This is a genomic window from Neisseria flavescens (assembly GCF_005221285.1).
In the GTDB taxonomy this organism is placed as follows: Bacteria; Pseudomonadota; Gammaproteobacteria; order Burkholderiales; family Neisseriaceae; genus Neisseria; species Neisseria flavescens.
On the sequence record NZ_CP039886.1, the window covers coordinates 204088 to 229056 of the forward strand.

The 24969-nt window shown below is 50.0% G+C and carries 19 protein-coding genes and 4 pseudogenes; 8 read left to right on the top strand and 15 right to left on the bottom strand.

Annotated elements, in window-relative coordinates; translation table 11 throughout:
- Positions 1-51: 51 nt before the first annotated feature.
- Entirely contained in the window at positions 52-780 is a 729-nt protein-coding gene (gene rph / locus FAH67_RS01105) for a ribonuclease PH (protein WP_039863460.1), read from the bottom strand.
- A 138-nt stretch (positions 781-918) separates the two neighbouring features.
- Here rph and FAH67_RS01110 point away from each other — a divergent pair, with 138 nt between their 5' ends.
- Together FAH67_RS01110 and FAH67_RS01120 are read left to right on the top strand one after the other, a co-directional pair.
- Entirely contained in the window at positions 919-1806 is an 888-nt protein-coding gene (locus tag FAH67_RS01110) for a YicC/YloC family endoribonuclease (RefSeq protein ID WP_305887810.1), read from the top strand.
- Positions 1807-2114: 308 nt separating this feature from the next.
- Positions 2115-3065: a bile acid:sodium symporter family protein gene (locus FAH67_RS01120; protein ID WP_003678778.1), complete on the top strand. Its 951-nt coding sequence runs from the start codon at positions 2115-2117 to the stop codon at positions 3063-3065.
- Between the two features lie 173 nt (positions 3066-3238).
- On the opposite strand, the gene FAH67_RS01125 is transcribed toward FAH67_RS01120, so the two are convergent.
- Positions 3239-3520, bottom strand: a complete 282-nt coding sequence (locus FAH67_RS01125) for a YqhA family protein (RefSeq protein ID WP_003678776.1) — start codon at positions 3518-3520, stop codon at positions 3239-3241.
- A 376-nt stretch (positions 3521-3896) separates the two neighbouring features.
- Here FAH67_RS01125 and FAH67_RS01130 point away from each other — a divergent pair.
- Positions 3897-4463: pseudogene (locus FAH67_RS01130) on the top strand (sulfite exporter TauE/SafE family protein); the annotation flags it as partial.
- Positions 4464-4524: 61 nt separating this feature from the next.
- Positions 4525-4620, top strand: a pseudogene (locus tag FAH67_RS12375) (IS3 family transposase); the annotation flags it as partial.
- A gap of 24 nt (positions 4621-4644) precedes the next feature.
- On the opposite strand, the gene copM reads toward FAH67_RS12375, so the two are convergent.
- The 6 genes from copM to FAH67_RS01165 form a co-directional block, all read right to left on the bottom strand.
- Positions 4645-5028: a CopM family metallochaperone gene (gene copM, locus FAH67_RS01140; RefSeq protein WP_108043333.1), complete on the bottom strand. Its 384-nt coding sequence runs from the start codon at positions 5026-5028 to the stop codon at positions 4645-4647.
- 241 nt (positions 5029-5269) lie between these two features.
- Positions 5270-6865 (bottom strand): peptide chain release factor 3, encoded by a 1596-nt coding sequence (locus tag FAH67_RS01145; RefSeq protein ID WP_003678769.1) that lies wholly within the window; start codon positions 6863-6865, stop codon positions 5270-5272.
- Between the two features lie 213 nt (positions 6866-7078).
- Positions 7079-8221, bottom strand: coding sequence for an NADH-dependent flavin oxidoreductase (locus tag FAH67_RS01150; RefSeq protein WP_003678768.1), 1143 nt, complete (start codon positions 8219-8221; stop codon positions 7079-7081).
- A 132-nt stretch (positions 8222-8353) separates the two neighbouring features.
- Complete coding sequence (locus FAH67_RS01155) at positions 8354-8902, bottom strand: GNAT family N-acetyltransferase (RefSeq protein WP_039863458.1); 549 nt, start codon at positions 8900-8902, stop codon at positions 8354-8356.
- A gap of 141 nt (positions 8903-9043) precedes the next feature.
- Positions 9044-10108 carry a 2,3-butanediol dehydrogenase gene (locus FAH67_RS01160; protein WP_003678765.1) on the bottom strand — a complete coding sequence of 355 codons (1065 nt, stop codon included), beginning with the start codon at positions 10106-10108 and terminating at the stop codon, positions 9044-9046.
- A gap of 232 nt (positions 10109-10340) precedes the next feature.
- The gene (locus tag FAH67_RS01165; RefSeq protein ID WP_115287600.1) at positions 10341-11399 is read right to left on the bottom strand and encodes a histone deacetylase family protein; all 1059 of its coding nucleotides are present in this window, start codon (positions 11397-11399) and stop codon (positions 10341-10343) included.
- Positions 11400-11576: 177 nt separating this feature from the next.
- On the opposite strand from FAH67_RS01165, the gene yajC reads away from it, so the two are divergent.
- The 4 genes and pseudogenes from yajC (at position 11577) to FAH67_RS01185 (ending at position 15917) form a co-directional block, all read left to right on the top strand.
- Entirely contained in the window at positions 11577-11843 is a 267-nt protein-coding gene (gene yajC / locus FAH67_RS01170) for a preprotein translocase subunit YajC (protein ID WP_003678762.1), read from the top strand.
- Between the two features lie 75 nt (positions 11844-11918).
- Positions 11919-13772, top strand: a complete 1854-nt coding sequence (gene secD / locus FAH67_RS01175) for a protein translocase subunit SecD (protein WP_003678760.1) — start codon at positions 11919-11921, stop codon at positions 13770-13772.
- Between the two features lie 3 nt (positions 13773-13775).
- A complete protein-coding gene (gene secF, locus FAH67_RS01180; RefSeq protein ID WP_003678758.1) occupies positions 13776-14711 on the top strand; it encodes a protein translocase subunit SecF in 936 nt (311 codons plus the stop codon).
- Between the two features lie 325 nt (positions 14712-15036).
- A pseudogene (locus FAH67_RS01185) lies at positions 15037-15917 on the top strand (carbohydrate kinase family protein).
- 79 nt (positions 15918-15996) lie between these two features.
- Here the strand turns inward: FAH67_RS01185 and FAH67_RS01190 are convergent.
- From FAH67_RS01190 to rimP, 7 genes and pseudogenes are all read right to left on the bottom strand, one after another.
- Positions 15997-16554 carry a nitroreductase family protein gene (locus FAH67_RS01190; protein WP_003678753.1) on the bottom strand — a complete coding sequence of 186 codons (558 nt, stop codon included), beginning with the start codon at positions 16552-16554 and terminating at the stop codon, positions 15997-15999.
- Between the two features lie 110 nt (positions 16555-16664).
- A complete protein-coding gene (locus tag FAH67_RS01195) occupies positions 16665-18185 on the bottom strand; it encodes a calcium-binding protein (RefSeq protein WP_003678751.1) in 1521 nt (506 codons plus the stop codon).
- A 19-nt stretch (positions 18186-18204) separates the two neighbouring features.
- Positions 18205-19161 carry an immunity 49 family protein gene (locus tag FAH67_RS01200; protein ID WP_039863457.1) on the bottom strand — a complete coding sequence of 319 codons (957 nt, stop codon included), beginning with the start codon at positions 19159-19161 and terminating at the stop codon, positions 18205-18207.
- Between the two features lie 52 nt (positions 19162-19213).
- Positions 19214-19711 (bottom strand): annotated as a pseudogene (locus FAH67_RS01205) (calcium-binding protein); the annotation flags it as partial.
- Between the two features lie 338 nt (positions 19712-20049).
- On the bottom strand, positions 20050-22917 hold the full coding sequence (infB, locus tag FAH67_RS01210) for a translation initiation factor IF-2 (protein ID WP_115287601.1): 2868 nt from the start codon (positions 22915-22917) through the stop codon (positions 20050-20052).
- Positions 22918-22928: 11 nt separating this feature from the next.
- Positions 22929-24434: a transcription termination factor NusA gene (nusA, locus tag FAH67_RS01215; RefSeq protein ID WP_003678742.1), complete on the bottom strand. Its 1506-nt coding sequence runs from the start codon at positions 24432-24434 to the stop codon at positions 22929-22931.
- Between the two features lie 27 nt (positions 24435-24461).
- Positions 24462-24893 carry a ribosome maturation factor RimP gene (gene rimP / locus FAH67_RS01220; RefSeq protein WP_003678740.1) on the bottom strand — a complete coding sequence of 144 codons (432 nt, stop codon included), beginning with the start codon at positions 24891-24893 and terminating at the stop codon, positions 24462-24464.
- Between the last annotated feature and the right edge of the window lie 76 nt (positions 24894-24969).

A 24969-nucleotide genomic window follows, 5' to 3' on the forward strand; every position in this document is an offset into this window, starting at 1 on the left:
TGAGTGTCCAAGATTTGGGGGCCAGTTCAAGTTTTCAGACGGCCTTGCTGATTATCGGGCAAAAAGGGCGGCCTGCTGGTGTTGAACCAATTCGGCAATGCCTTTATGCGCGAGGGCAATGAGTTTGCCCAATTCTTCGATGCTGAACGGTGCGCCTTCGGCTGTACCTTGGATTTCGATGATTTTGCCGGATGCGGTCATGATGATGTTAACGTCGCTGTCGCAGCCTGAATCTTCGGGATAGTCCAAGTCCAAAAGCGGTACACCACCCACCACGCCGGCGGAAACGGCGGCAACGGCTTCACGGATGGGGTTTTCGCTGATAAGGCCGTCTGAAAGGAGTTTGTCCACGGCGATTTGCAGGGCGACGTAGGCGCCGGTAATGGAAGCGGTACGTGTGCCGCCGTCGGCTTGGATAACGTCGCAGTCAATCAGGATTTGGCGTTCGCCGAGTTTTTCCATATCGACAACGGCGCGCAGCGAGCGGCCGATTAGGCGTTGGATTTCTTGTGTGCGGCCGGACTGTTTGCCTGCGGCGGCTTCACGGCGCATACGGGAGGCGGTGGAGGCCGGCAACATTCCGTATTCGGCCGTTACCCAGCCTTGTTCTTTACCGCGCAAGAAGGGCGGGACATTTTCGTCGATGGAGGCAGTGCAAATCACTTTGGTGTTGCCGCACTCGATAAGGCAGGAGCCGTCGGCGTGTGGCAGGAAATTGGGTGTAATTTTGATGTTGCGCAGGCTGTCGGCGGCGCGGCCGGTGCGGGTGTAGTCGCTCATGATGGTCCTTTGGGGAGAATAAAAAACAGGTTGCCTTGAATTATAGAGGAATTTGGCACCAAAGGCCGTCTGAAAATCGTCGGTCGGGTGTGTTATAGTGTCCATACTTTCACTCGTATTTGGAAACGGAGTAAAACCATGGCTACAAGACGAACTATTCAAATCCACAGCATGACCGGCTTTGCCAATGCCGCAGGCGAATGCGGCGGTAAGCGGATTAATTTGGAAATCCGCGCGGTCAACCATCGTTATTTGGATGTCCAATTCCGTATGCCGGAAGAGCTGCGCTATTTGGAAGGCGCATTGCGCGAACAGATTGCCGCGGCTGTGGCGCGCGGTAAACTGGAGTGCCGCGTTCAGCTGCAAGATGCGGCTTCTGGTGGGCAGACTTTGGAAGTCAATCAGGATTTGGTCGCACAGTTGGCGCATTTGAACAAAGAATGGCGCAAGGAACACAATTTCGGCAAGCTGAGCGTGGCCGACGTTTTGCGCTTCCCCGGCGTTTTGGCGGGTCAGAGCGAAGACTCTGAGGCTTTGGCGAAAGGTGTTAAGGATTTATTGACCGGCGCGTTGAAAGAGTTTACCGCAGCCCGCAAACGCGAAGGCAAAAAACTGGGCGAACATTTATTGCAACGTCTGACCGCTATGGAAGAGATTGTGGACGCTTTGAACGAGCTGTTCCCAAGCCTGCTGCAAGCGCATATGGACAAAGTCAAAGCCCGTTTGGCAGAAGCTGTCGGCAACATCGACAACGACCGCCTGCAACAGGAATTTGCTTTGTTTATTCAAAAATCTGATGTGGATGAAGAATTTAGCCGTTTGCGCACCCATATCACCGAGGTACGCCGCATTGTTACCGAAGGCAAGGGCAGTGCAGGCAAACGTTTGGATTTCTTGATGCAAGAGTTGAACCGTGAAGCCAATACCTTGGGCAGCAAAGCCATTGCCGCCGAATGTACGCAAGCTTCGGTAGAACTGAAAGTCTTAATCGAGCAAATGCGTGAACAGGTTCAAAATATCGAATAAATCGATAACGACCAGATAAATCAAGGCCGTCTGAAAAGTTTCAGACGGCCTTTGTGTTGATATAGGGTGGGATCGTTGTGGTGTGTTTTTATAGTGGATTAAATTTAAACCAGTACGGCGTTGCCTCGCCTTGCCGTACTATCTGTACTGTCTGCGGCTTCGTCGCCTTGTCCTGATTTTTGTTAATCCACTATAAACATTATTGGATGGCGGATTTCCTGTTTCGTTACTGTAATTGCACACAAGAGTTAACATGTGTTAAATTATGGCAATTATTGTCATGATAAAAACATACAAAGGAGTAAAATATGAACTTTCTGACCGCTATCAGTCGGCAAATGACCCGCTTCACCGCTCTGATCATCGTCCTTGCTTCTATCATCGCCTTTATCGAACCTGCCACTTTTTCGTGGGTAAAAGGCGATACGCAAGTCGTCGTACTCGGCATCATCATGCTGGGTATGGGCATGACTTTGGGCAAAGAGGATTATCAAATTTTGGCGCAACGTCCGCTCGATATTTTTATCGGTGCCATCGCCCAATACACCATCATGCCGCTGCTTGCCATCGGTATTGCCAAAGCTTTTGATCTTTCACCCGGATTGACGTTGGGTTTGGTTTTGGTCGGTACTTGTCCGGGCGGTGTTTCGTCCAATATTATGAGTTTTTTGGCTAAAGGCGATGTTGCCTTTTCGGTCGGCATGACCACTGTTTCCACCGTCCTCGCTCCTGTGATGACGCCATTGTGGATGACTTATCTTGTTGGTCAAACCGTCGAAATGGACGGTTGGGGTATGTTTAAGTTTATGTTGCTTGTTACCTTGTTGCCTGTCATTATCGGCTCTGTCGCCAATATCTTGCTGCATAAAAAACATTGGTTTGAAGACGTGCGCGCGATTATGCCTGCTGTTGCCGTTGTCGCGTTTGCCTGCATCGTCGGCGGCGTTGCTGCCGTTCATGGCCACCGCTTTGCTGAATCCGCTTTCGTTATGGTCCTCGCCATTGCTGCACACAACATCGGCGGCTACATCCTCGGCTATTACAGCGGCGCGCTGACCGGCATGAACACCGCCAAAAAACGCACCCTTGCCATCGAAGTCGGCGTACAAAATGCCGGACTTGCCACCGGTTTGAGTGCTAAATTCTTCCCCGGTAATGCCGAGTCTGCCGTTGCTGCCGCCGTTGCCTGCGTTTGGCACTCCGTATCGGGAACGGTTTTGGGCAACTTGTTTGCCTGGTGGGACAAGCGTAAGCAATAAGTTGAAAGTGTCGGTTTCAAACATTGCCCAATAATCAAAAGGCCGTCTGAACGTATGGTTTTCAGACGGCCTTTTGATTGCCTTTTATTATCAATGCGCTTTATGCGTCGTGCTGTACACGATTTTGTCCGTTAAAGCCATGGCGAGCGCGGAAATCAGGAAGCAGATGTGGGTCATACATTGCCACATGATTTATTTTCTGGCAGATTGGCGGCGTTGAGGAAGGTTTGCAGCAGATGGATGGAGGAAATGCTGATGATGGACATCGACAGCTTAACCTTCAAAACCGAAGCATTGACGTGGCTGAGCCATTCGGGTTGGTAGGGATGTTCGTCAACATGGAGGCGGGAAACGAAGGTCTCGTAGCCGCCGACGATGACCATGGTCAGTAGGTTGGCAATCATCACGATATCGATCAGATTCAACACGGCGATCATGACGGTATTGTCATCCATAATGCCGAAGTTGGAGATCAAGTATCACAGGGATTTGAGGAACTTACAGGCATAAATGACTTGGGCAATGATTAAGCCTATATAAATCGGCAGTTGCAGCCAGCGGCTGGCGAAAATGAAATGCGCGAAGATGCCCATTCGGTCGTGGGCTGTGCGTTTGGTCGGGGGTGGGATGTTCCATATAATGTGTTGTGTGCAGGAAAGATAAGGGGCGGCATTTTAATGGAAAAATTTTTAAGCTGCAATTTGAGCGGCTGAATTGAAAAAGAAAGGCCGTCTGAAAACAGAATATGGTTTCTTGTTTTCAGACGGCCTTGTAGGTTGTCAGGACAGGCAAACACGCGCAAAATCGCTTTGCTTTTTAGAGATGGACATTATGCTTGCAGATTCGTTTTTTTATTATCTGGTGTTGGTCGGTTTTGCCGCAGGGCTGATAGATGCGGCCGTTGGCGGCGGCGGGCTGTTGCAGATTCCCGGATTGTTCAACCTATTGCCAAATGCTACGCCTGTGGCCTCGGTGATGGGGGTCAATAAATTTGCTTCCTGCTGCGGCACGTTGACTGCGACGGGGCAATATCTGCGCCGAATCCCTGTGCCGTGGAAAATGCTGCTGCCTGCCGCGGTGTAGGCATTTGCTGCTTCATATTTGGGCGCGAAAACGGTGGTGTATTTTCCCGTGCAATACATGAAACCGACGATGTTGGTCATCATGATTGCCATGTGTCTGTACACTTTTTTGAAAAAAGACTTGGGGCAGACGGTGCGCACTGAAAAGCTGACGCGCCGCGAAACTTTATGGGGCTTATTTTTCGGCGCATTAATCGGGTTTTACGACGGCGTGTTCGGGCCGGGGACGGGCAGCCTGCTGGCTTTTGTGTTCGTCCGCTTTTACGGCTATGATTTTTTAGCGGCCAACGCTTCGGCAAAGGTCATCAATTGGACGATTAAAAATGGAATGTTATTACGGTAAATGATTTGAGACGTTCTAACAACTGGAAAAAACGATTCATGAGTACATTCATTATTACAACCATGAGCGCATTCAGGGGAAACTAAAAGGACTGAGCTCTGTGAATTACAGAACTCAGTCCTTGAACTAAATCAGTCTAACTTTTGGGGTCAGATCATTTTACGGAGCTTTTTTTGTTGTGTGCTTTAAGCCATTTTTGCATTTGTTCAATTTCCGCTTGTTGTGCGTTAATAATATCCTCAGCAAGCTTACGCATCTCAGGATCTTTTCCGTATTTTAATTCAACTTCCGCCATTTTTACTGCGCCAATATGGTGTGGCAACATACCTGCTGCAAAAGCAACATCAGGATCTTTATATTGCGCAGCTGCCATCATGTCTTGATGCATTTGATTCATACCTTGCATAAATTCTTGTTGCATTGCAGAACCTGTCGACATTGGCATATTCATGTGTGCTTGATGCGGTAGTTCATTAGCATGGGCATAAATTGAAACTGCAGCAGCGCTAAGTGTGATAAAAGTCATAAGTTTTTTCATGTTTTTCGCCTATGTGATAACTGAAGGAGCACAAATTATAAACTTTGACATAAGGTTAAAGTCAACATTTATTCCGAAAATGTTTGGTGAGGTGCTAAAAGCTAAAATAAGACAATATTTGAGCTGCGTTACGGATTTATGTTGCTGCTGTGCCTGACCATTGGAAAGTTTGCTTGGGATTTATTGGGTTGATATCGAATGAAAAAAAGGCCGTCTGAATGTTTCAGACGGCCTTTGTGTTTTACAGTTTAACCGAATGCTCGCGTGTTTCGTGGAACACGATGTCCGGCCAGCGTTCTTGCGTCAGATTCAGGTTGACGCGGTTGGGGGCGAGGTAGGCGAGGTTGCCGCCTGCGTCTATCGCCAGATTGCCCGCGTTGGCTTTTTCAAACTCCGCCAGTTTTTTCTTGTCGTCGCACGATACCCAGCGCGCCGACCAGATGGATGCGCTGTCGAACACGGCTTCTACGCCGTATTCGTTGGCCAGCCGCGAGGTAACGACTTCAAACTGCAACACGCCGACCGCGCCCAAAATCAAATCTGCGCCGCTCATCGGTTTGAAAACCTGTACCGCGCCTTCTTCGCCAAGCTGTTGCAAACCTTTTTGCAGTTGCTTGATTTTCAGCGGGTTTTTGATGCGGACGCTGCGGAACAGTTCGGGTGCGAAGAAGGGGATGCCGGTGAACGCCAGTTGTTCGCCTTCGGAGAAGCTGTCGCCGATTTGGATGTTGCCGTGGTTCGGGATACCGATAATATCGCCGGCGTAGGCTTCTTCCACCAGCTCACGGTCGTGCGACATGAAGGTTACCACGCTGGAGGCGGCAATTTCGCGGTTGATACGCAGGTGTTTCATCTTCATGCCTCGCTCGAATTTACCAGAGCAGACGCGCAAGAAGGCGATACGGTCGCGGTGTTTCGGGTCCATATTGGCTTGGATTTTGAAGATAAATCCGGAGAACTTAGGTTCGTCAGGCTCAACCATGCGTACGGTCGCATCGCGCGGTTTCGGCGCAGGTGCCCATTCAATCAATGAATTGAGGATTTCCTGAATACCGAAGTTGTTAATCGCCGAGCCGAAGAACACGGGCGTGAGTTCTCCGGCGAGGAATTCGTCGAGATTGAATTCGTTGGAAGCCGCCTGCACCAATTCGATTTCGTCGCGCAACTGTTGGATTTCCAACGGAAAGCGTTGTTCCAATTCGGGATTGTCTATGCCTTTGATGATGTCGAATTCGTGCGGCAGACGTTCGCCGCCGGCTTCAAAGAGATAGATTTCGTCGTTCAGGATGTGGTACACGCCCTTGAAGTTTTTGCCCATACCGATCGGCCAGGTTACGGGCGCGCAGCGGATTTTTAAAATATTTTCCACTTCGTCCAAAAGTTCCAGCGAATCGCGCACTTCGCGGTCGTATTTGTTCATAAAGGTAACAATCGGCGTATCGCGCAGGCGGCAGACGTTCAAGAGTTTGATGGTTTGCGCTTCCACGCCTTTTGCCGCGTCGATAACCATTAATGCGCTGTCCACGGCGGTCAGAACGCGGTAGGTGTCTTCGGAGAAGTCTTGGTGTCCCGGCGTGTCCAAGAGGTTGACGGTGTGGTCTTTGTAGTCGAACTGCATCACGCTTGATGCCACGGAAATGCCGCGCTGCTTCTCGATGTCCATCCAGTCGGAGGTAGCGAATTTGCCGGTTTTCTTGCCTTTTACCGTACCCGCGCTTTGAATCGCGCCTGAAAACAGCAAGAGTTTTTCGGTCAGCGTGGTTTTACCCGCGTCGGGGTGGGAGATGATGGCAAACGTGCGGCGGCGGCGCACTTGGTCGAGGATTTCTTGGGACATGGTTTTCTTTGCAAAAAGGTTCAGGCCGTTTTTTCAGACGGCCTGAAGGATATGGGTATTGGAAAACAGGCTAAAATAAGGGCGTGTGCAACACGCCCTGCAATAGATTGAAAGATGCGGAATTGTACAAAAAAATGCTTGATAATTCAATGTTTGTACCAAAACAAAGGCCGTCTGAAAAGTTTCAGACGGCCTTTGTTTATGAATCGATGATTAAATATCCATCGGTTTCCATTCTGCGCCTTTTACCGGCGGCAGCCATGATTGCGTACCGCTGGAGGCAAAGCCCCACAAGGTGTCGGGTAAGCCGTAATGGTCGGCACGCGTTGGGTCGAGTTGCGTTTTGATTTCATCTTCGCGGCCTTCACGGATTTGCGTGGCAATGTGCGGATTAATCATCACGGTTTTGCCCAATGCGATAAATTCCGCCCAGCCGGTTTCATAGGCGGCCAAAATTTGGTCGGCGGTAAACAGGTTGCCCACGCCGATAAGCGGCAGTTTGCCGTTGATGCGTTCGTGGATAAACTGCATACGGGTTTGCGCGGTATCGCCGCCGCGACGGATTTTTTTATCAAATTCCCACAGGGAAACGTGCAGATATTGCAGCGGTTTTTGCACCAATGCGTCAATCAGTGCGCCGGTTTCGGTCATGGTTAAGCCGTCATCGCCCGGCTCTTCGGGGGAGAAGCGGTAGCCGATAATGAAGTCGTCGCGCTGGTGTTTTTCACGGACGGCAACCACGGCATCAATAACGGCCAGCGGGAAGCGCATTCTGTTTTCCAAGCTGCCGCCCCATTGGTCGTTGCGGCGGTTGCTTTGGGCAGAGTAAAACTGTTGGATCAGATAGGTATTGGCACCGTGGATTTCCACGCCGTCAAAACCGGCACGAAGCGCCAAATCGGCGGCTTGCGCATAAGAAGCGATGAGTGCTTCGACTTCTTTTTCGGTCGCTTCGCGCGCGTGTTCGGCTTCGCTGGCGGAAGCGCTGATTTTGTCGAGACCGTCCAAAAGGTCATCAATGGCTTTGGAACCGCCGTGATGGATTTGCAACATTGCTTTTGCGCCTTGTTGTTGCAGGATTTGTGCGGTTTCTTCCAGGCTGTCGAGGCAGTGTTCGCCTGTGGCTTCAGGTTGGCCGTGAAAGGCTTTGCCGTCTTTTTGAACCAAAGTGGCGGCAGTGATAAACAAGCCCATATCGCCTGCGCGGTTGCTGAGGAAGGTACGCTCTTGGTCGCTGATCAAACCGTCGGCTTGTGAGCCGAAATGGGTCATGGGTGCGACGACAAGGCGGTTTTTGATGGTTACGCCGTTATTGAGGGTGTATGTTTGAAAGAGTGGGGCGTATTTTGGATTCATGGAGTTTTACTCTTGATAAGTGAATGGTCGGCATAGAATTGGGCCATTCGGGAATTTATCAAGTAAACAGGCCGTCTGAAAAACTTCAGACGGCCTGTTTATTCTTTAAGCCTTATGATAATTGTTTTACTCTTACTTCAATCTATCCGCTTTAATGATTGAATAATATGCCATATCACAGATACCTTGATTATTCTTGCCATATTGTCTTAGCGTGCCTTCATAAGTCATTCCAGCTTTTAGCATCACTTTTCCGCTGGCTGGATTATTCACATCGTGACGCGCGGCTACTCTATTACAGCCTGCTTCTTCTAAGAGATAATCGATTACTGCAATAAGCGCTTCTGTCATAATTCCTTTTCCCCAGCATTTGCGACTAAGTGCATATCCGATTTCCACAGCATCCGGCTTTTCTTCTAAATGCACAACATCAATACTACCAACAACCTCATTGTTAAATACGATTGCCCATTTGAATTGAAGTGGATTTTGATAGCCGTCTACCCACCGTTTAAGGTTCTCCTTCGTGACCTCGACAGATTCATGTGGAAGCCACGTCAAATAATGCGTCACTTCTGCATCACTCGACCAGTTTTTAAACATCGCTGACGCATCTTCTAGTTGAAAAGGTCTGAGTAGCAATCGTTCTGTCTGAATTGTTTTTGTTCCTATTGGATTCATCGTTTTCCTCCTAAACCAATGGTTAAAACAGAGCACAAAAGGATTCATTTATCATATAGAATTGGGCCATTCGGGAATTTATCAAGTAAACAGGCCGTCTGAAAAGTTTCAGACGGCCTGTCTAATCTTTAAACCTTAGGATTAAAGATTGGGATTAACAATGATTTTTACTGCGGATTCGTTGTTGTGGATCAAGCGCTCGAAGCCTTCGGAAATCAATTCGTCCAGTTTGATGCGCTGGGTGATGAAAGGCTCGAGGTTGATTTTGCCTTCTTCAACCAATTTGATAGTTTCGGCGTGGTCGTTGCAGTAGGCGATGGTGCCGCGCACGTCCAACTCTTTCATCACAACGCTGTGGACGTTGATGGTGGCGGGGTGGCTCCAAATGGATACGATGACCAAGTTGGCAGCGGGTTTGCAGGCGGCCACCAAAGTATCCAACACTTTGTTGACGCTGGTGCATTCGAATGCGACATCCACGCCTTCGCCGTTAGTCAGTTTTTTCACTTCTTCGACGACGTCGACTTCGGACGGGTCGAGGATGTAATCGGCAACGCCGGATTCGCGGGCTTTGTCTTTGCGCGCCTTGCTCAATTCGGTGATGATGACCTTGATGCCTTTGGCTTTCAACACGGCGGCAAGCAGCAAACCGATAGGGCCTGCGCCGCCGACCAATGCGACGTCGCCTGCTTTCGCGCCGCTGCGGACGTAGGCGTGATGACCGACGGACAGGGGTTCAATCAAAGCGGCTTGGTCTAACGGGATTTTGTCGGAAATAGGGTGTACCCAACGGCGTTTGACGGCAATTTTTTCAGACAAGCCGCCGCCGCAACCGCCCAAGCCGATGAAGTTCATGTCTTTGGAGAGGTGGTAGTTGCTGCCTTCGCCGGTCGGTACGTCGTCGCGGATGATGTAGGGTTCGACAACAACGTGTTGGCCGACTTTGATGTCGTCCACGCCTTCGCCTACAGCATAAACTACACCGGAGAACTCGTGACCCATGGTAACTGGCGCTGACTCGCCGGAGATTGGGTGCGGATGGCCGCAAGGCGGAATGAAAATCGGGCCTTCCATGAATTCGTGCAGGTCGGTACCGCAGATACCGCACCAAGCAACATTGATGCCGACAGTACCCGGAGCGACGGTTGGCTCGGGAATGTCTTCGATGCGGATGTCGCCTTTGTTATAAAAACGTGCTGCTTTCATTGTAACGCTCCTTTTTTTAAATGGAGGCCGTCTGAAAAAGACGGTCAATTGGGGAAAGGGTAGCAGTGAGGTGTGTGAACTATTTTTATTTGTACGTTTTATTTTTGTTATTTTACTACTGATAATATGGAAATGGTTTGTCTTTGCTCAAATTAACGTGTGTAAATGAAGAAAAGGCCGTCTGAAACGGATGATGTGTTTTCAGACGGCTTGGATCGATAGCTTAAATGCGTTATTGCGTAGGATTGTTACTTTTGTCACGCTTCAAATGCTTTTGGTAGGCGATGACGTAATCGGCCTTGCTCAAGCCCGCCAATACGCGGATGTGGGCGGCGGCGGATTTGGACATGGATTCCAAAGTGTAGCCGCCTTCCAGTACGGAAACGACACGCCCCTGACAGCTTGCCGTTGCTTGGACGATTTTGTGCGTCAGCCAGGCAAAATCGGCTTCATGCAGGTTCAGACGGCCTGTTTCGTCTTGTTTGTGCCCGTCAAAACCTGCTGAAAGTAACACCAACTCGGGATGGAAAGCCGTGAGCTTGGGCAGCCATTGTTCACGGATGGTCGTATGGAAGATACGGCTGCCTGTGCCCGGTTTGAGGGGCGTATGCAGCATATTTTTACTGCAGGCGTATTGTTCCGCCTCCGGGAAGGGGAAGATGTCGGTTTCAAATAGGTTGAAAAACATCACGCGCGGATCGTCTCGTAGAATCTCCGCCGTACCGTCGCCGAAGTGGGCGTCGAAATCGATGACGGCGATGCGTTGCAAGCGATATTGGGCAATGGCGTGCATCACACCGGCGGCGATGTTGTTGACGAGGCAGAATCCGCTGGCGCTGTTGCTGTGGGCATGGTGGCCGGGTGGGCGGATGGCGCAAAAAGCATGCCAGGCCTTTTTGTTCATCACCATATCGACTGCTTTGACAACGGCACCGGCTGCAAAACGGGCGGCTTTAAGGGAGTCGTGGCAGATGACCGTATCATCATCGATGCGGTGGATTTTTCCTGGAAGCGGCTGGGCGGCCTCCAATTCGTGCAGATAGTTGCGCGAGTGGACCAATGCCAGTTGCGCATCTTTGATTTCGGGCGCTTTAGCGGTTTGCAGATGACGCCAAATGCCTTCCTTTTTTAAGGTGGCTTGAATGGCGCTGATGCGTTCAGGCTTGTCGGGGTGGTTGGTGCCCGGCTGGTGCCGCAAAAATATCGGATGGGAAATCCATACGGTGCGGGCATTTTTGCCGAGTAGTCGACGCAGCAGGGTACGCACGCGCCAAATGATTTTTTTAAGCATGGAAGGTGTGTATCGAACGAGTCGCACGGACTGCTAAATATGGTTAATAAATACGGAAATGCTTGGAAATTTTTCAGACGGCCTTTAGAATAGCTCAATTTTACAGTCCAACCAACTGCGTTTTGGGCTGTATGCAGTTTTTTACTTTATCTTAAAACTCAAAAGAACGGATATATTATGAATCAAGCTGTGGCTCAATTTGCCCCCTTACTGCTGATTATGGTGGTGTTTTACTTCCTGATTATGCGTCCTCAACAAAAGAAATTCAAAGCACACCAAGCTATGCTGGCTGCTTTGAAAGTAGGCGATAAAGTCGTTTTGGCTGCAGGTTTCAAAGGCCGCGTGACCAAAGTTGGCGAGCAATTCTACACTGTCGACATCGGCCAAGGTGCGAGAATCGAAGTAGAAGTGGAACGCAACGCGATTGCCGCGAAAGCTGAATAATCCGTTTTTTTGCGAAAAGCCGCCTCATTTTCCGAGTGCGGCTGTTTGCCTTTATAAATAAAGCAAAGGTTTACCATGAACCGTTATCCTTTATGGAAATACCTGCTGATTGCGTTCACGATTGTGGTTGCGGCTGTATATTCGCTGCCCAACCTTTTCGGTGAAACGCCTGCCGTACAGGTATCAACCAACCGACAAGCCATCGTTATCAATGAGCAAACCCAGTCTAAAGTAGATGCCGCACTGAAGCAGGCCGGTATTCAGACTGATGGGATGTTTGTCGTCGACAATTCGTTGAAAGTGCGTTTCAAAGACACTGAAACGCAATTGAAAGCACGCGACATCATCGAAAATACTTTGGGCGAAGGTTATATTACCGCACTCAATCTTTTGGCAGACAGTCCTGAGTGGATGGCGAAAATCAAAGCTAATCCGATGTTCTTGGGTCTGGACTTGCGCGGCGGCGTGCATTTCACCATGCAGGTGGACATGAAAGCCGCTATGCAGAAAACGTTTGAACGTTATGCCGGCGATATCCGCCGCGAATTGCGTCGCGAAAAAATCCGTACCGGTACGGTGCATCAGGCTGAAAACGGTCTGACCGTGCCTCTGCAAGATGCTGCCGATGTACAAAAGGCCTTGCCTCAGTTGCAAAAGATGTTCCCTGAAGCTACTTTACTTGCAGACGGCAACAATATCGTGCTGACTCTGTCTGAAGAGGCGATCAATAAAGTACGCTCTGATGCGGTAAAACAAAACATCAATACTTTGCACAATCGTGTGAACGAATTGGGTGTGGCAGAACCGGTTATCCAACAATCCGGTCTTGACCGCATTGTTGTACAGCTGCCGGGTGTACAAGATACTGCCAAAGCAAAAGACATTATCGGTCGTACCGCGACTTTGGAAGTTCGCATGGTGGAAGACGATCCGATTAAATTGCAAGAAGCCTTAAACGGTAATGTACCGACTGGTTATGAGTTGCTGTCAAGCGGTGGCGATCGTCCGGAAACTATTTTGGTCAGCAAACAAGTTGAACTGACCGGCGACAACATCAACGACGCGCAACCTAGCTTTGACCAAGTGGGTGCGCCTGCCGTGAGCCTGAGCTTGGACAGCGCAGGTGGCAGCATTTTTGGCGAATTGACTTCAGCCAATGTGGGTAAACGTATGGCTATGGTGTTGATCGACCAAGGTAAATCCGAAGTCGTGACCGCGCCTGTCATCCGCTCCGCCATTACCGGTGGCCGTGTGGAAATTTCCGGCAGCATGACAACTGCCGAAGCCAACGATACGTCATTGTTGCTGCGTGCAGGCTCGCTGGCTGCGCCTATGCAGATTGTCGAAGAACGTACCATCGGCCCGTCTTTGGGTAAAGAAAACATTGAAAAAGGCTTCAATTCCACCTTGTGGGGCTTTGCCGCCGTTGCTGCATTTATGGTGGTTTACTACCGCCTGATGGGTTTCTTCTCTACCATCGCTTTGAGTACCAATATCTTGTTCTTGTTAGGTATTTTGTCTGCCATGCAGGCAACGCTGACCTTGCCGGGTATTGCCGCGTTGGCATTGACATTGGGTATGGCGATTGACTCCAACGTATTGATTAACGAGCGTATCCGTGAAGAATTGCGCGGAGGTATGCCACCTCAGCAGGCAATCAATCTGGGTTTCCAACATGCTTGGGCAACCATTGTCGACTCTAACTTGACTTCTCTGATTGCCGGTATTGCTTTGTTGGTATTCGGTTCCGGTCCTGTACGCGGTTTTGCCGTTGTACACTGTATCGGTATTCTGACCTCGATGTATTCATCTGTGGTCGTGTTCCGTGCTTTGGTCAACCTGTGGTACGGCCGCCGTCGCAAATTGCGGAATATTTCCATTGGTGCGGTATGGAAGCCGAAAGCTGAAATGGCAGAAGGCAAGGAGTAAAACATGGAATTATTTAAAATCAAACGCGATATTCCGTTTATGAGCTACGGCAAACTGACGACTTTTATTTCGTTGGTTACGTTTATCGCTGCCGTGTTCTTTTTGGTAACCAAAGGCCTGAATTTCTCCGTCGAATTTACCGGCGGTACGGTGATGGAAGTCCAATATCAGCAGGGCGTGGATGTGAATAAAACGCGCGAACGCCTCGATACGCTGAAAATGGGTGATGTACAGGTTCAGGCACTGGGTACGAACAAACACATCATGATTCGCCTGCCGAATAAAGAAGGCGTAACGTCTGCCCAGCTGTCCAACCAAGTGATGGATTTGCTGAAAAAAGACAATCCTGACGTTGCTTTGCGCCAAGTCGAATTCATCGGCCCTCAGGTTGGTGAAGAACTGGTTACCAATGGTTTGATGGCCTTGGGCTTCGTGGTGGCGGGTATTATTATTTACTTGTCCATGCGTTTTGAGTGGCGTTTTGCAGTGTCCGCGATTATTGCGAATATGCACGACATCGTGATTATTCTCGGCTGTTTCGCCTTCTTCCAATGGGAATTCTCATTGACTGTCTTGGCAGGTATCTTGGCAGTTTTGGGTTATTCCGTGAACGAATCTGTGGTTGTGTTTGACCGTATTCGTGAAAACTTCCGTAAGCCGCATATGCGCGGCCATACTGTGCCGGAAGTCATCGACAACGCGATTACTGCAACCATGAGCCGTACCATCATTACCCACGGTTCGACCGAGGCAATGGTTGTTTCTATGCTGGTGTTCGGTGGCGCAGCCTTGCACGGTTTCTCTACGGCGCTGACCATCGGTATCGTGTTCGGTATTTACTCTTCCGTATTGGTTGCCAGTCCGCTCTTGCTGATGTTTGGCTTGAGTCGTGAGAACATTGCCAAAGAAGTGAAGAAAAAAGAAGAAGTTGTAGTCTAAACACTGCAATAATTCGATAAAGGCCGTCTGAAAATTGATTGAATCAGTTTTCAGACGGCCTTTTGTATTTAAATTTCAGAATATTTTGTTTTAATGAAATAGAAGAGGATAAATGTGAAAGAAAAAGAAAAAAATAGGAACAATATAATTTTGTGATGAATCAAGTTTATTGTCGGATATGCCCTTAATTGCTTGTCAGTCCCAATATTTTAAAACATAATACTTTCGCCCCCGATGCTGGAGTTTTACTACAAGTACATGATTTGCAAAAAATCTATCGGGTGTGCAGACCCTGCCAATCAACCTCAAAAAAGGAAGGCCAAGAATGAAAGTAACCAGTTTCGGCGAAGTGCTGTGGGACGATTTTCCAAACGGAAAGGTATTGGGTGGTGCGCCTCTGAATGTTACCGTTCGTTTGCAGTCTTTGGGTATCGATACCGCCATCATCAGCCGTCGTGGCGATGATGCCGATGGCGAAGAATTGCTACGCCAGATTCAAAGTAAAAACGTCAACACTGATTATTTGCAGGTTTGCCATGAATGTGCGACCAGCTTGGTGAAAGTACACTTGGACAAGTGTGGCAGCGCGTCTTATGAGATTGTCTATCCTTGCGCGTGGGACAGAATTGCGGTTGATGATGCGGCAATCAAACGTGTGGCAGAATCAGATGCTTTCGTTTTTGGCAGCTTGGCAACCCGTGATGAAGTTTCGCGTAAAAGCTTGGCAGTTTTGCTGAAAGAAGCCAAATTCAAAATTTTTGACGTTAACCTGCGTAAGCCCCATTACGATATTGACCGCTTGTTGGAGACCATGAAACAGTCCGATATGGTCAAGCTCAATGATGATGAGTTGTATGAATTGGCTGCGGCCTATGGCTCTCCTTATCACAGTATCGAACAAAATATCGGCTACCTCGTTGGGCTGACCGGCGTCAAAATCCTTTGCGTGACTTTGGGCAGCCATGGCGCAGTTTTGTATAAGGACGGCGAGTTATACCGTCATTGCGGTTTCCGCGTCAAAGTGGTGGATACTGTTGGCACCGGCGACAGCTTCCTTGGGGTTTGACTTACAAACTGCTGAACAATGCGCCTCCTCAAGAAGCCATTGCTTTTGCTTGTGCGCTGGGTGCGTTGGTGGCTTCACGTCATGGTGCAACGGCGGATATTTCTTTGGAAGAAATTGAAGCGTTTATGTATCCGGCTTGATGCTTCGATAATAGATATAAAAAGGCCGTCTGAAAAACCATTAAATCTGATTTTCAGACGGCCTTAGTGTTTTCAGGCTTTACCAATAAGTTGTAAAACATTTCAAGTTGGTATTTTTCGGGCCGCCGCCTTCTTCGGTCGGCGAACCAATCATCATCAGGCCGATGATTTTGTCTTTGTCGGCACACTCAAATGCTTCGCGCAACAATGGGCTATTGACCCACATGCCCGTAATCCAAACATTGTCAAAGCCTTGGGCTGAAGCAGCCAGTTGCAAAGCATAGGCGGCGCAGCCGGCAGTCAGCATTTGCTCCCATTCAGGTTTGGGTTTTGCCACTTCACGGTTCGGCGTAAATGTAACGCCGATAATCATAGGTGCCATGTTCCCAATGCGTTCGGCTTTTTTCATGGCATCATCGCCGAAGTTGAGTTCGGTAACGGTCTTGCTCAACAGCTCGCGGAAACGTTGTAAGCCGTCCTCGCTTTGAATAACGGTAAAGCGGTAAGGGCGCATATTGCCGTGATCAGGAACTTGTGTTGCCGCTTGCAGCATTTGTTCCAGTTGCTCGGCATTGGGTGCCGGAGCAGTCAGTTTTTTGGAAGAGCGACGCGTGGTGAGGAGATTTAAGGCATCCATTTTTAGTCTTTCTTTTGAACTAGAATGAGAATAATTATATAGCGGAAAGGTAAATAAATCAGCAAAGGACTAAGGCCGTCTGAATTAAGGTTTCAGACGGCCTTTGAGTTTTACAGGATACCGTTGTTTTGTGTATTTTCAGTAATCAGTGCTTTGTTGATTTCGTCGGTGGTGTAGCTCTTACCGTTTCCGAATACAAAGCTGTCGACATTATTGTTGGCAATGTCATGGATGGTCAGGGGATCGCCTGTATCTTTGATGGTTAAGACCCAATCATCGCCGGTTTTCAACTGTAAATCTTTCAGTGCAAGCCCTTCTTTGAAAAGGACTTGGGTATCGCTGCCACCATACGGATTAAAGGTGTCGTTGCCGCTGTTTCTGCCAAACATGATAACGGTGTTGTCGGCATCCGGGTCGGTAATGGTATCGTTGCCGCTGGATGTATCAACGATGGTGATGCCATGTCCTAATGTAATGGTTTCATCGCTGCGATTGCCCCTGTATTCGACAACAGAAGTGTAACGCGACAAATCTAAATCGTTGTTGTCGCTATCGGCGTGGATGGTGTGGTTGAAGTTGTTGTACACATCACGGTTGAGTTCTTCAACGGGTTGGCCGGTGTATTGGACGATGTTTGTATTGCCGATCATGTGCGGGATGGACAGTTTGAAGTGGTTGATCAGCTCGCCTGTGCTGTATGAGGTATTGCCGTCAAACTGAAACTCGGAAATCGCACCATAAATGCCGCTTTGGTTTTTGATGGTTAAAACATCATCTGTACCTTTAATGCGGATATGCCATGTGTCGCCATCCAGCAGGGGATTAGATACAAATTGGTTGCTGTCGGGCATGTTGGCAATCCCGGTTTTGTCGTAACCTTTTTCAACGGTAATTTCGAGGTCGTCAAGGGTAATGCCGCCGGTAAATTTAACGACGTTGGCGTTGAGTCTGTGTAGGCTTGCTTCGCTATCAGAACCGAAGTTGTAGTCAAAAATGGTGTCGTGACCGTAACCTTTTCCGAAAACATAGGTATCGTTGTGTTCGCCGCCTTCCAGATAATCATTGCCTGCACCGCCGTCGAGTAAGTCGGTGCCTACATGGGCATAGAGTTTGTCATTGCCGTTGCCACCATAGAGTTTATCGTCGGAAGCGGGCTCGTTGCCGTAATAGGTTTCGCTGTGTTCGCGCAAGATGTCATCGCCATCGTGGCCGTATAGTGTGTCATGGCCGTCGTTGCCGCCGTCGATTTCATTGTTGCCTGCATCGCCATGCAAGGTATCGTCGCTGTTTGTGCCGACAAATTTAATGGTTTCGGCCTTCAGAGCTTGGAAGGCTTGTTGGAACTGCGCGGCAGTATAGGTTTGGTCATTGAACTGGAAGCGGTCGATGGAAATGCTGCCATCCGCGCCGATTTGGTTTTGAATCAGGGCTGAACCTTGTTCCGAAGTAATTTCCCAACTTTGGCTGCCATCATCGTTATGAATGGTCTTCAGGTTGAGCTTGGCATTGCTCAGGCCGTCTGAAAACTTGAGGGTATTGATGCCTTGGTTGTCGATAATGGTATCGTTGTCGCCGTAGATAGCAGCCTGAAAATGGGAAAAGGGGGCAGGCTGCCTGCGATGTAAACACACAGCAACTTAATCCTAAACTCTATTCGTCATTCGCAAGCGGCGGCAAACCCAAAGTATCTGTTTGGCCGGTGTAGTAATCCACCCAGTTTTGCAGGTATTCGTAGGGGAAGTCCAAATCGTAGGCGCGCATAAAGTCGAAGGGATCTTGGTATTCGTCCTCAGGCAGTGGCGCATAGGCAATGGCTTCTTTGGGCGCGATTTCATGGTCGATGCCCAAATCAAAACCGTGGATGGCGGCGATTTTGGCGTACATCACAATTTGCGGCTGCAAGAAGAAATCGAAATAGCTGAGGGTTTCTTTAGCTGCCTGACGGGCGCGTTTTTTCTCAAACAAAGGATCGAGCGCCTGCCGCATAGCAGCAGGATCTTGGCGGGCGAAGGCCAGGAAGAAGAGGAAGTCTTCGCGCCGCAGTTGCAGCCATTTATTTTGCTGGTGGTTTTCGAGCACATTCAGGCTGCGCCGTTCCAAGCGTTCCAACTGTGTGCCTTCCAGCATCAGCAGGGTGTTGTACTTCAACTGGCGGTTCAAATCGTAGCGGTCGGCAAACTCTTCGGTATCGTTGCTGATTAAATCGATATTGCGCAGCAGGAAGGAGCGGATTTTCGGGCTGTCGCTCATCAGCATCACAAACAGCGGGTTGGCCACATTGGGGGTTTCGGCACACAGGAAAAACGGCTCGGGGGCACTCCAACCCATGCTGCTTAAGATTTCGAGCTTGCCCAGTTGGTAGGCATAGCGCTTGAATTTGGGCAGGTCGCGCTCCGCCCACAATGCGTGGGCGCAGGCCGCATACACCGGCTGTTCCAGAATCGACATGGCTGCAAAGGGGGAGCCTTTGCGCTCGTCAATATATGAAAGACTGTTTGCAATATCAGGATCGCCTTTACCCGAAAGGTATTGGTTGAAACTTTCGGCGTACTCGATAACGATGCTGCTGATATGGTCGTACCATTTTTTACTGCACATAAAACTCATGCTGGTTTACCTCTTCGGTTTGTTTATTTGTTGAGTGGGGAAGTATAAGGGAATAGGTATCGTTTCCGGCTTCGCCTTTCAGAATGTCTTTCCCCTTGCCGCCCACCAAAATGTCGTCGCCTGCATCACCGTTGATGGCATCGTTACCGTCGCCACCATCCAGATAATCGTTGCCGTCGCCGCCGTTGAGGTTGTCGTTGCCACCCATGCCGTAAACGGTATCATCACCGCGACCGCTGTTGAGGCGGTTGCGGCCTTCGTTACCGGTCAGGATGTTATGGCTGTTGTTGCCGGCGGCAAAAATATTGGCCGTACCGGTCAAAACAAGGTTTTTAACGTGGTTTGGAAGGGTATAGCTGACGTTGCTGCAAACCGTATCATCGCCGCTATTTGGGTTTTCAATGATTATATCGTCACTGAGGGTTACGTAATAAACGTCATCTTCCGACGTGCCTGTTGTTGCTTGTGCAAGGGGAGATGGCTGTAATTGCTCTAAATGTCGTAATTCAAATTGCGCATTGCGGATGCGCATTGCTTTTTCGATTGTCATGATATTTTCTTTAGATATTGATGAGAGTAACAAGGAAGTAAACGTATCCGGCATATGGTCGGTATTGCTTAATTTGTATTGTGTTTAGGCTGTATATACTAGTGCCGAAATTTGATAAAAACAACAGAAACGTTAAGATATGACAATATATAGGGAGCTTCATCAGGCTTAGTTTGCCGCCAATTCTTTTGCCAAATGGCTTTGCCTTGTGCGGCTTATATACCACACATCAATTTCAATAGTTTCAAACTATGAATGGTTGTAAAAAGGCCGTCTGAAAAAAGAAGCAGGTTTCGCATTGCAAAACCTGCTTCTGATTTTTCAGACGGCCTGTCTGATTACAGAGTACGGGCCACTTCGACGATGTCGAAGCATTCCAGTTGGTCGCCTTCCATGATTTCGTTGTAGCCTTTGAGCATCAGACCGCACTCGAAGCCCATGCGGACTTCTTTTACGTCGTCTTTATAGCGTTTCAACGAAGCCAGTTCGCCCGTGTGGATGACCACGTTGTTGCGGATGAGGCGGACATGGGAATCGCGTTTGACCACGCCGTCGGTAACCATACAGCCTGCAATGTTGCCGACCTTGGAAACGGAGATGACCTGACGGATTTCGACCGTACCGGTTACTTGCTCTTTCTCTTCCGGGGAAAGCATACCGCTCATCGCCGCCTTCACGTCGTCGATGGCATCGTAGATGATGTTGTAGTAGCGGATTTCCACGTTTTCATTTTCGGCAAGTTTGCGCGAAGAGGCAGCACGCACGTTAAAGCCGATAATGAACGCCCCGGACGCGATGGCCAAGTTGACATCCGATTCGGTAATGCCGCCCACGCCGCTGTGCAATACGTTCACTTTCACTTCGTCTGTGGACAGTTTTTTCAGGCTGCCCGCCAAAGCCTCGTAAGAACCTTGCACGTCTGCCTTGATGATGACCGACAAAGATTGGGCTTGGGTTTCGCCCATATTGTTGAACATATTTTCCAGCTTCGCCGCCTGCTGTTTGGCAAGGCGCACGTCGCGGTATTTGCCTTGGCGGAAGAGGGCGATTTCGCGCGCTTTTTTCTCGTCCGCCAACACCATCGCGTCTTCGCCTGCGTTCGGTACGTCGGACAAGCCGAGGATTTCGACGGGGATGGACGGGCCGGCTTCATTGATGGCTTTGCCGTTTTCATCGACCATCGCGCGGATTTTGCCGAACGCGGTACCGGCCAGCAGCATATCGCCTTTTTTCAGCGTACCGCTTTGAACCAGCAATGTGGCAACCGCGCCGCGGCCTTTGTCCAAACGCGCCTCAACGATGATGCCTTTGGCAGGTGCATCGACAGGGGCAGTCAGTTCCAAAACTTCGGCTTCGAGCAAGACGGCTTCGAGCAATGCATCGATGTTCAGGCCTTTTTTAGCGGAAACGTCGATAAACTGTACATCGCCACCCCATTCGTCAGGCACGACTTCGTGCGCAGTCAGCTCTTGGCGAATACGCTCAGGGTTGGCGGCTTCTTTATCGATTTTGTTGACGGCAACCACCATCGGTACGCCCGCGGCTTTGGCGTGGGCAATCGCCTCGATGGTGTGCGGCATCACGCCGTCGTCTGCGGCAACCACGAGAATCACGATGTCGGTCGCTTTCGCGCCGCGGGCGCGCATAGCGGTAAACGCTTCGTGACCCGGAGTATCCAAGAAGGTAATCACGCCGCGCGGCGTTTTGACGTGGTACGCGCCGATGTGCTGCGTAATGCCGCCCGCTTCGCCCTGCACCACTTTGGCGCGGCGGATGTAGTCCAGCAGCGAGGTTTTACCGTGGTCGACGTGCCCCATCACGGTAACCACCGGCGGACGCGGCAATGCTTCGGCTTCCACCGCTTCAACGCCTTCATCCAAGAATGCTTCAGGGTCGTCGGCGGCGGCAGGTTTGCCGATATGGCCGAGTTCTTCCACCACGATCAGGGCGGTGTCTTGGTCGATGGATTGGTTGATGGTTACCATCATGCCCATCTTCATCAGGGCTTTGACCACTTCCACGCCTTTGACCGCCATTTTGTGCGCCAAATCGGCAACGGTAATGGTTTCGGGAACTAAAACCTCGTGTACGACAGGTTCGGTCGGCGCTTGGAAGGCGTGCTGGTTCGGCTCGAGTTTGAGTTTTTTGCCTTTTTTGCCGACGCGTACGCGCTCGTCGTCGCCGTTGCGGGCATTGTTGCGGTCGCGACCACCTTTGCCGCCTTTGCCTTTAGCATTGTGGCCTTGAATGTCTTCATCACGCTCACGACGGTCTTCTTTTTTACCGCGAGCGTTGTGTTCGGATTTGCCTTCGCCGGATGCTGCTTTGGCTTTCTCAGCAGGTTTATTGCGTTCGCCTGATTTGGCTTCTTTCGTAGGTTTTGAGTCTTTCTCGGCCTGTTGTTTTATGGCTTCGCGGCGCGCCTGACGCTCTTGTTTTTCTTTCAACAAGGCTTCTTGATGCGCACGCAGGGCGGCGGCACGACGGGCTTCTTCATCGCGTTGAGCCTGTTCTTCCACGCTGACGACAGGTTGCGGTACGGCAGGAGCGGCAGGTTTGGCTGCCTTTTTCGCTTCTTTGCCTTTGCTGCCTTTGTCTTGTTTGGCTTTGGCAGGTTTTTTGGCTTCTGCTGGTTTTTCAGCTTCAACGGATTTTTCAGACGGCTTGTTGTCTGCTTTAGCTTCAACTTTTGCTTCGGCCTTGGCTTCTACGGTTTCAACCGGTTTGGCTTCTTCTTTTTTGGCTTCGGCAGGTTTGCCTTCCGCTTTGGCTGCTTTCAGTCTGGCTGCTTCGGCCTCTGCTTTGGCGCGGGCTTCGGCTTTTGCAGCAGCTTTGGCTTTTTCTTCGGCTGCTTGGGCGGCTGCTTTTTCTGCTTCGGCCTTTTGGTTTTCCGCTGCTACTTTGGCTTTGGCTTCCGCTGCCAATTCTTCGGAAGAAGGAATGGTAACGGCACGGCTGCGGCGGCGAGTTTCCACTTTTACGCCGTCAACGGTGCTGACTTCGGTTTTTTTGCGGCGGATGCTGATGATGCCGCTGTTGCTGCCGTTTTTCTTTTGCAGATAAGCAGTCAACAGTTGTTTGTCGTCAGTGGTTATGCTGTCATTGCCGCTGTTTTTGTTGACCCCGGCTTCTTTCAATTGTTTAAGCAAATCATCGACGGGGCGGTTTAGTTCGGCGGCAAATTGCGCTACGGTTGTATTACTCATTCAGTACCCCCTTAGTTGTTTTCTTCAGTAAACCAGTGTTCGCGTGCAGCCAAAATTACTTTTTTGGCTTCTTCTTCGTCAACACCGGTAATTTCGACCAATTCGTCAACAGACAACTCGGCCAGATCATCGCGTTGGGTCACGCCGGCTTCGGCAAGTTTGCGCAACATATCGGAATCTACACCGTCCAAATTGCGCATGTCTTCAGACACTTCACCCAGTTTTTCTTCTGCGGCGATGGTAATGGTCAGGATCGCATCGCGTGCGCGGTTGCGCAGGGTTTCAACGATTTCTTCGTCAAAACCGTCAATCGAGAGCAATTCTGCCGCTGGAACGTAAGCAACTTCTTCCAAAGTGGCAAAGCCTTCTTCCACCAAGATATCGGCGGTTTCGTCGTCGATGTTCAAGTGGGTGGTGAAGAGGTTGCGGATAACCGCGTCTTCGGCGGCATTGCGCTCGTCTGCTTCTTCAACGGTCATGATGTTCAGCTGCCAGCCGGTCAGGATGGAAGCCAAACGGACGTTTTGACCGCCGCGGCCGATGGCTAGCGCCAGTTGGTTTTCATCAACAATCACGTCAACGGCGTGTTTGTCTTCGTCAATCACGATGCGGCTCACTTCGGCAGGAGACAGCGCATTCATCACGAATTGGGCTGGCTCAGGAGACCACAATACGATGTCGATGCGTTCGCCGGACAATTCGTTGCTCACGGCGTTAACACGGGAACCGCGCACGCCGATACAAGTACCTTGCGGGTCGATGCGTTGGTCGTTGGCTTTAACGGCAACTTTGGCGCGTTGGCCGGGGTCGCGTGCTACTTCGCGGATTTCCAACAGGCCGTCTGCAATTTCAGGTACTTCGTTGGCGTAGAGTTTGGCCAAGAAGTCGCCGCTGGTACGGCTCAAAATGACTTGTTTGCGGCCGGTATTGCCGATTTCGTCCACACGCAGGAAGAGGGCGCGGATGCGGTCGCCGCTGCGGAAGTTTTCGCGCGGAATCATTTCTTCGCGCGGAATCAGTGCGTCAAGTTTGCCTGCGACGACTTCAACGATGATGCCGTGGCGCTCAACGCGTTTTACCGTACCGGAAACGATGTCTTCTTTAGAAGCGAGGAACTCGTTCAGGTTTTGCTCGCGCTCTGCATCACGGATGCGTTGCAGGATGATTTGTTTGGCAGTTTGTGCGGCTTGGCGGCCGAAGCCTTCGTTTGGCAGCTGCTCTTCGTAGTATTCGCCGATTTGGATGGTAGTGCCGGGAATTTCTTCTTGGATTTCCTCGATGGTTTTTTCTACGTCGGGGTAGGTGTAGTCTTCATCGGCAACAATCAGCCAGCGGCGGAAGGTTTGGTATTCGCCGGTATCGCGGTCGATTTCAACGCGCACGTCCATGTGCTCGCGGTCGGCTTTTTTCTTGGCAGCAGTAGAGAGGGCGAATTCAAGGGCTTTGAATACGACTTCCGTTTCAACGTTTTTTTCACTTGCCAGCGCTTCGGCCAGCTGTAACATTTCGCGACTCATTTTCTAGAATCTCCAAGTAATCGGTTTTTAAAATTTAAATTTGGGGCGCAAACGGGCTTTGTCGATGTTGCTCAATTCGATTTGGGCGGTCTTGCCGTCGAAAGAGACGGTAACGATGTCGTTTTCGCAAGATTCGATGCGGCCGATGAAGTTTTTCTGACCATCAATCGGCAGGCGTGTTTTGATTTTGGCGTTCTGGCCGGCAAAGCGCACGAAGTCGGCGGCTTTTTTCAGCGGACGGTCAAGACCCGGGCTGGAGATTTCCAAACGTTTGTAGTCGATGTCTTCAACCATAAACACGCGGCTCAGATGGTTGCTGACAGTGGCGCAGTCTTCGACGGTGATGCCGCCTTCTTTATCGATGAAAACGCGCAAATCGCCTTGTGCGGTCAGTTCGAAATCGACCAGCTCGTAGCCCAAGCCGGGCAGGGTTTTATCAAGAATGCTTTGAATATCCATGCTTCTCCAGAAGTACATAAACAAAAAAATGGCCGCGCGGCCATTTTTCGTGTGATTTGAAAAATTATCCTATTAT

What these genes read in the sequence shown, in the direction of transcription:
- copM (WP_108043333.1), bottom strand. Translation starts at nt 5,028, where the DNA reads ATGAAAAAACTTATGACTTTTATCACACTTAGCGCTGCTGCAGTTTCA.
- FAH67_RS01145 (WP_003678769.1), bottom strand. Translation starts at nt 6,865, where the DNA reads ATGTCCCAAGAAATCCTCGACCAAGTGCGCCGCCGCCGCACGTTTGCC.
- yajC (WP_003678762.1), top strand. Translation starts at nt 11,577, where the DNA reads ATGAATCAAGCTGTGGCTCAATTTGCCCCCTTACTGCTGATTATGGTG.
- FAH67_RS01120 (WP_003678778.1), top strand. Translation starts at nt 2,115, where the DNA reads ATGAACTTTCTGACCGCTATCAGTCGGCAAATGACCCGCTTCACCGCT.
- FAH67_RS01200 (WP_039863457.1), bottom strand. Translation starts at nt 19,161, where the DNA reads ATGAGTTTTATGTGCAGTAAAAAATGGTACGACCATATCAGCAGCATC.
- FAH67_RS01150 (WP_003678768.1), bottom strand. Translation starts at nt 8,221, where the DNA reads ATGAATCCAAAATACGCCCCACTCTTTCAAACATACACCCTCAATAAC.
- FAH67_RS01125 (WP_003678776.1), bottom strand. Translation starts at nt 3,520, where the DNA reads ATGGATGACAATACCGTCATGATCGCCGTGTTGAATCTGATCGATATC.
- FAH67_RS01110 (WP_305887810.1), top strand. Translation starts at nt 919, where the DNA reads ATGGCTACAAGACGAACTATTCAAATCCACAGCATGACCGGCTTTGCC.
- nusA (WP_003678742.1), bottom strand. Translation starts at nt 24,434, where the DNA reads ATGAGTCGCGAAATGTTACAGCTGGCCGAAGCGCTGGCAAGTGAAAAA.
- FAH67_RS01190 (WP_003678753.1), bottom strand. Translation starts at nt 16,554, where the DNA reads ATGGATGCCTTAAATCTCCTCACCACGCGTCGCTCTTCCAAAAAACTG.
- rimP (WP_003678740.1), bottom strand. Translation starts at nt 24,893, where the DNA reads ATGGATATTCAAAGCATTCTTGATAAAACCCTGCCCGGCTTGGGCTAC.
- rph (WP_039863460.1), bottom strand. Translation starts at nt 780, where the DNA reads ATGAGCGACTACACCCGCACCGGCCGCGCCGCCGACAGCCTGCGCAAC.
- FAH67_RS01165 (WP_115287600.1), bottom strand. Translation starts at nt 11,399, where the DNA reads ATGCTTAAAAAAATCATTTGGCGCGTGCGTACCCTGCTGCGTCGACTA.
- FAH67_RS01160 (WP_003678765.1), bottom strand. Translation starts at nt 10,108, where the DNA reads ATGAAAGCAGCACGTTTTTATAACAAAGGCGACATCCGCATCGAAGAC.
- FAH67_RS01155 (WP_039863458.1), bottom strand. Translation starts at nt 8,902, where the DNA reads ATGAATCCAATAGGAACAAAAACAATTCAGACAGAACGATTGCTACTC.
- infB (WP_115287601.1), bottom strand. Translation starts at nt 22,917, where the DNA reads ATGAGTAATACAACCGTAGCGCAATTTGCCGCCGAACTAAACCGCCCC.
- secD (WP_003678760.1), top strand. Translation starts at nt 11,919, where the DNA reads ATGAACCGTTATCCTTTATGGAAATACCTGCTGATTGCGTTCACGATT.
- secF (WP_003678758.1), top strand. Translation starts at nt 13,776, where the DNA reads ATGGAATTATTTAAAATCAAACGCGATATTCCGTTTATGAGCTACGGC.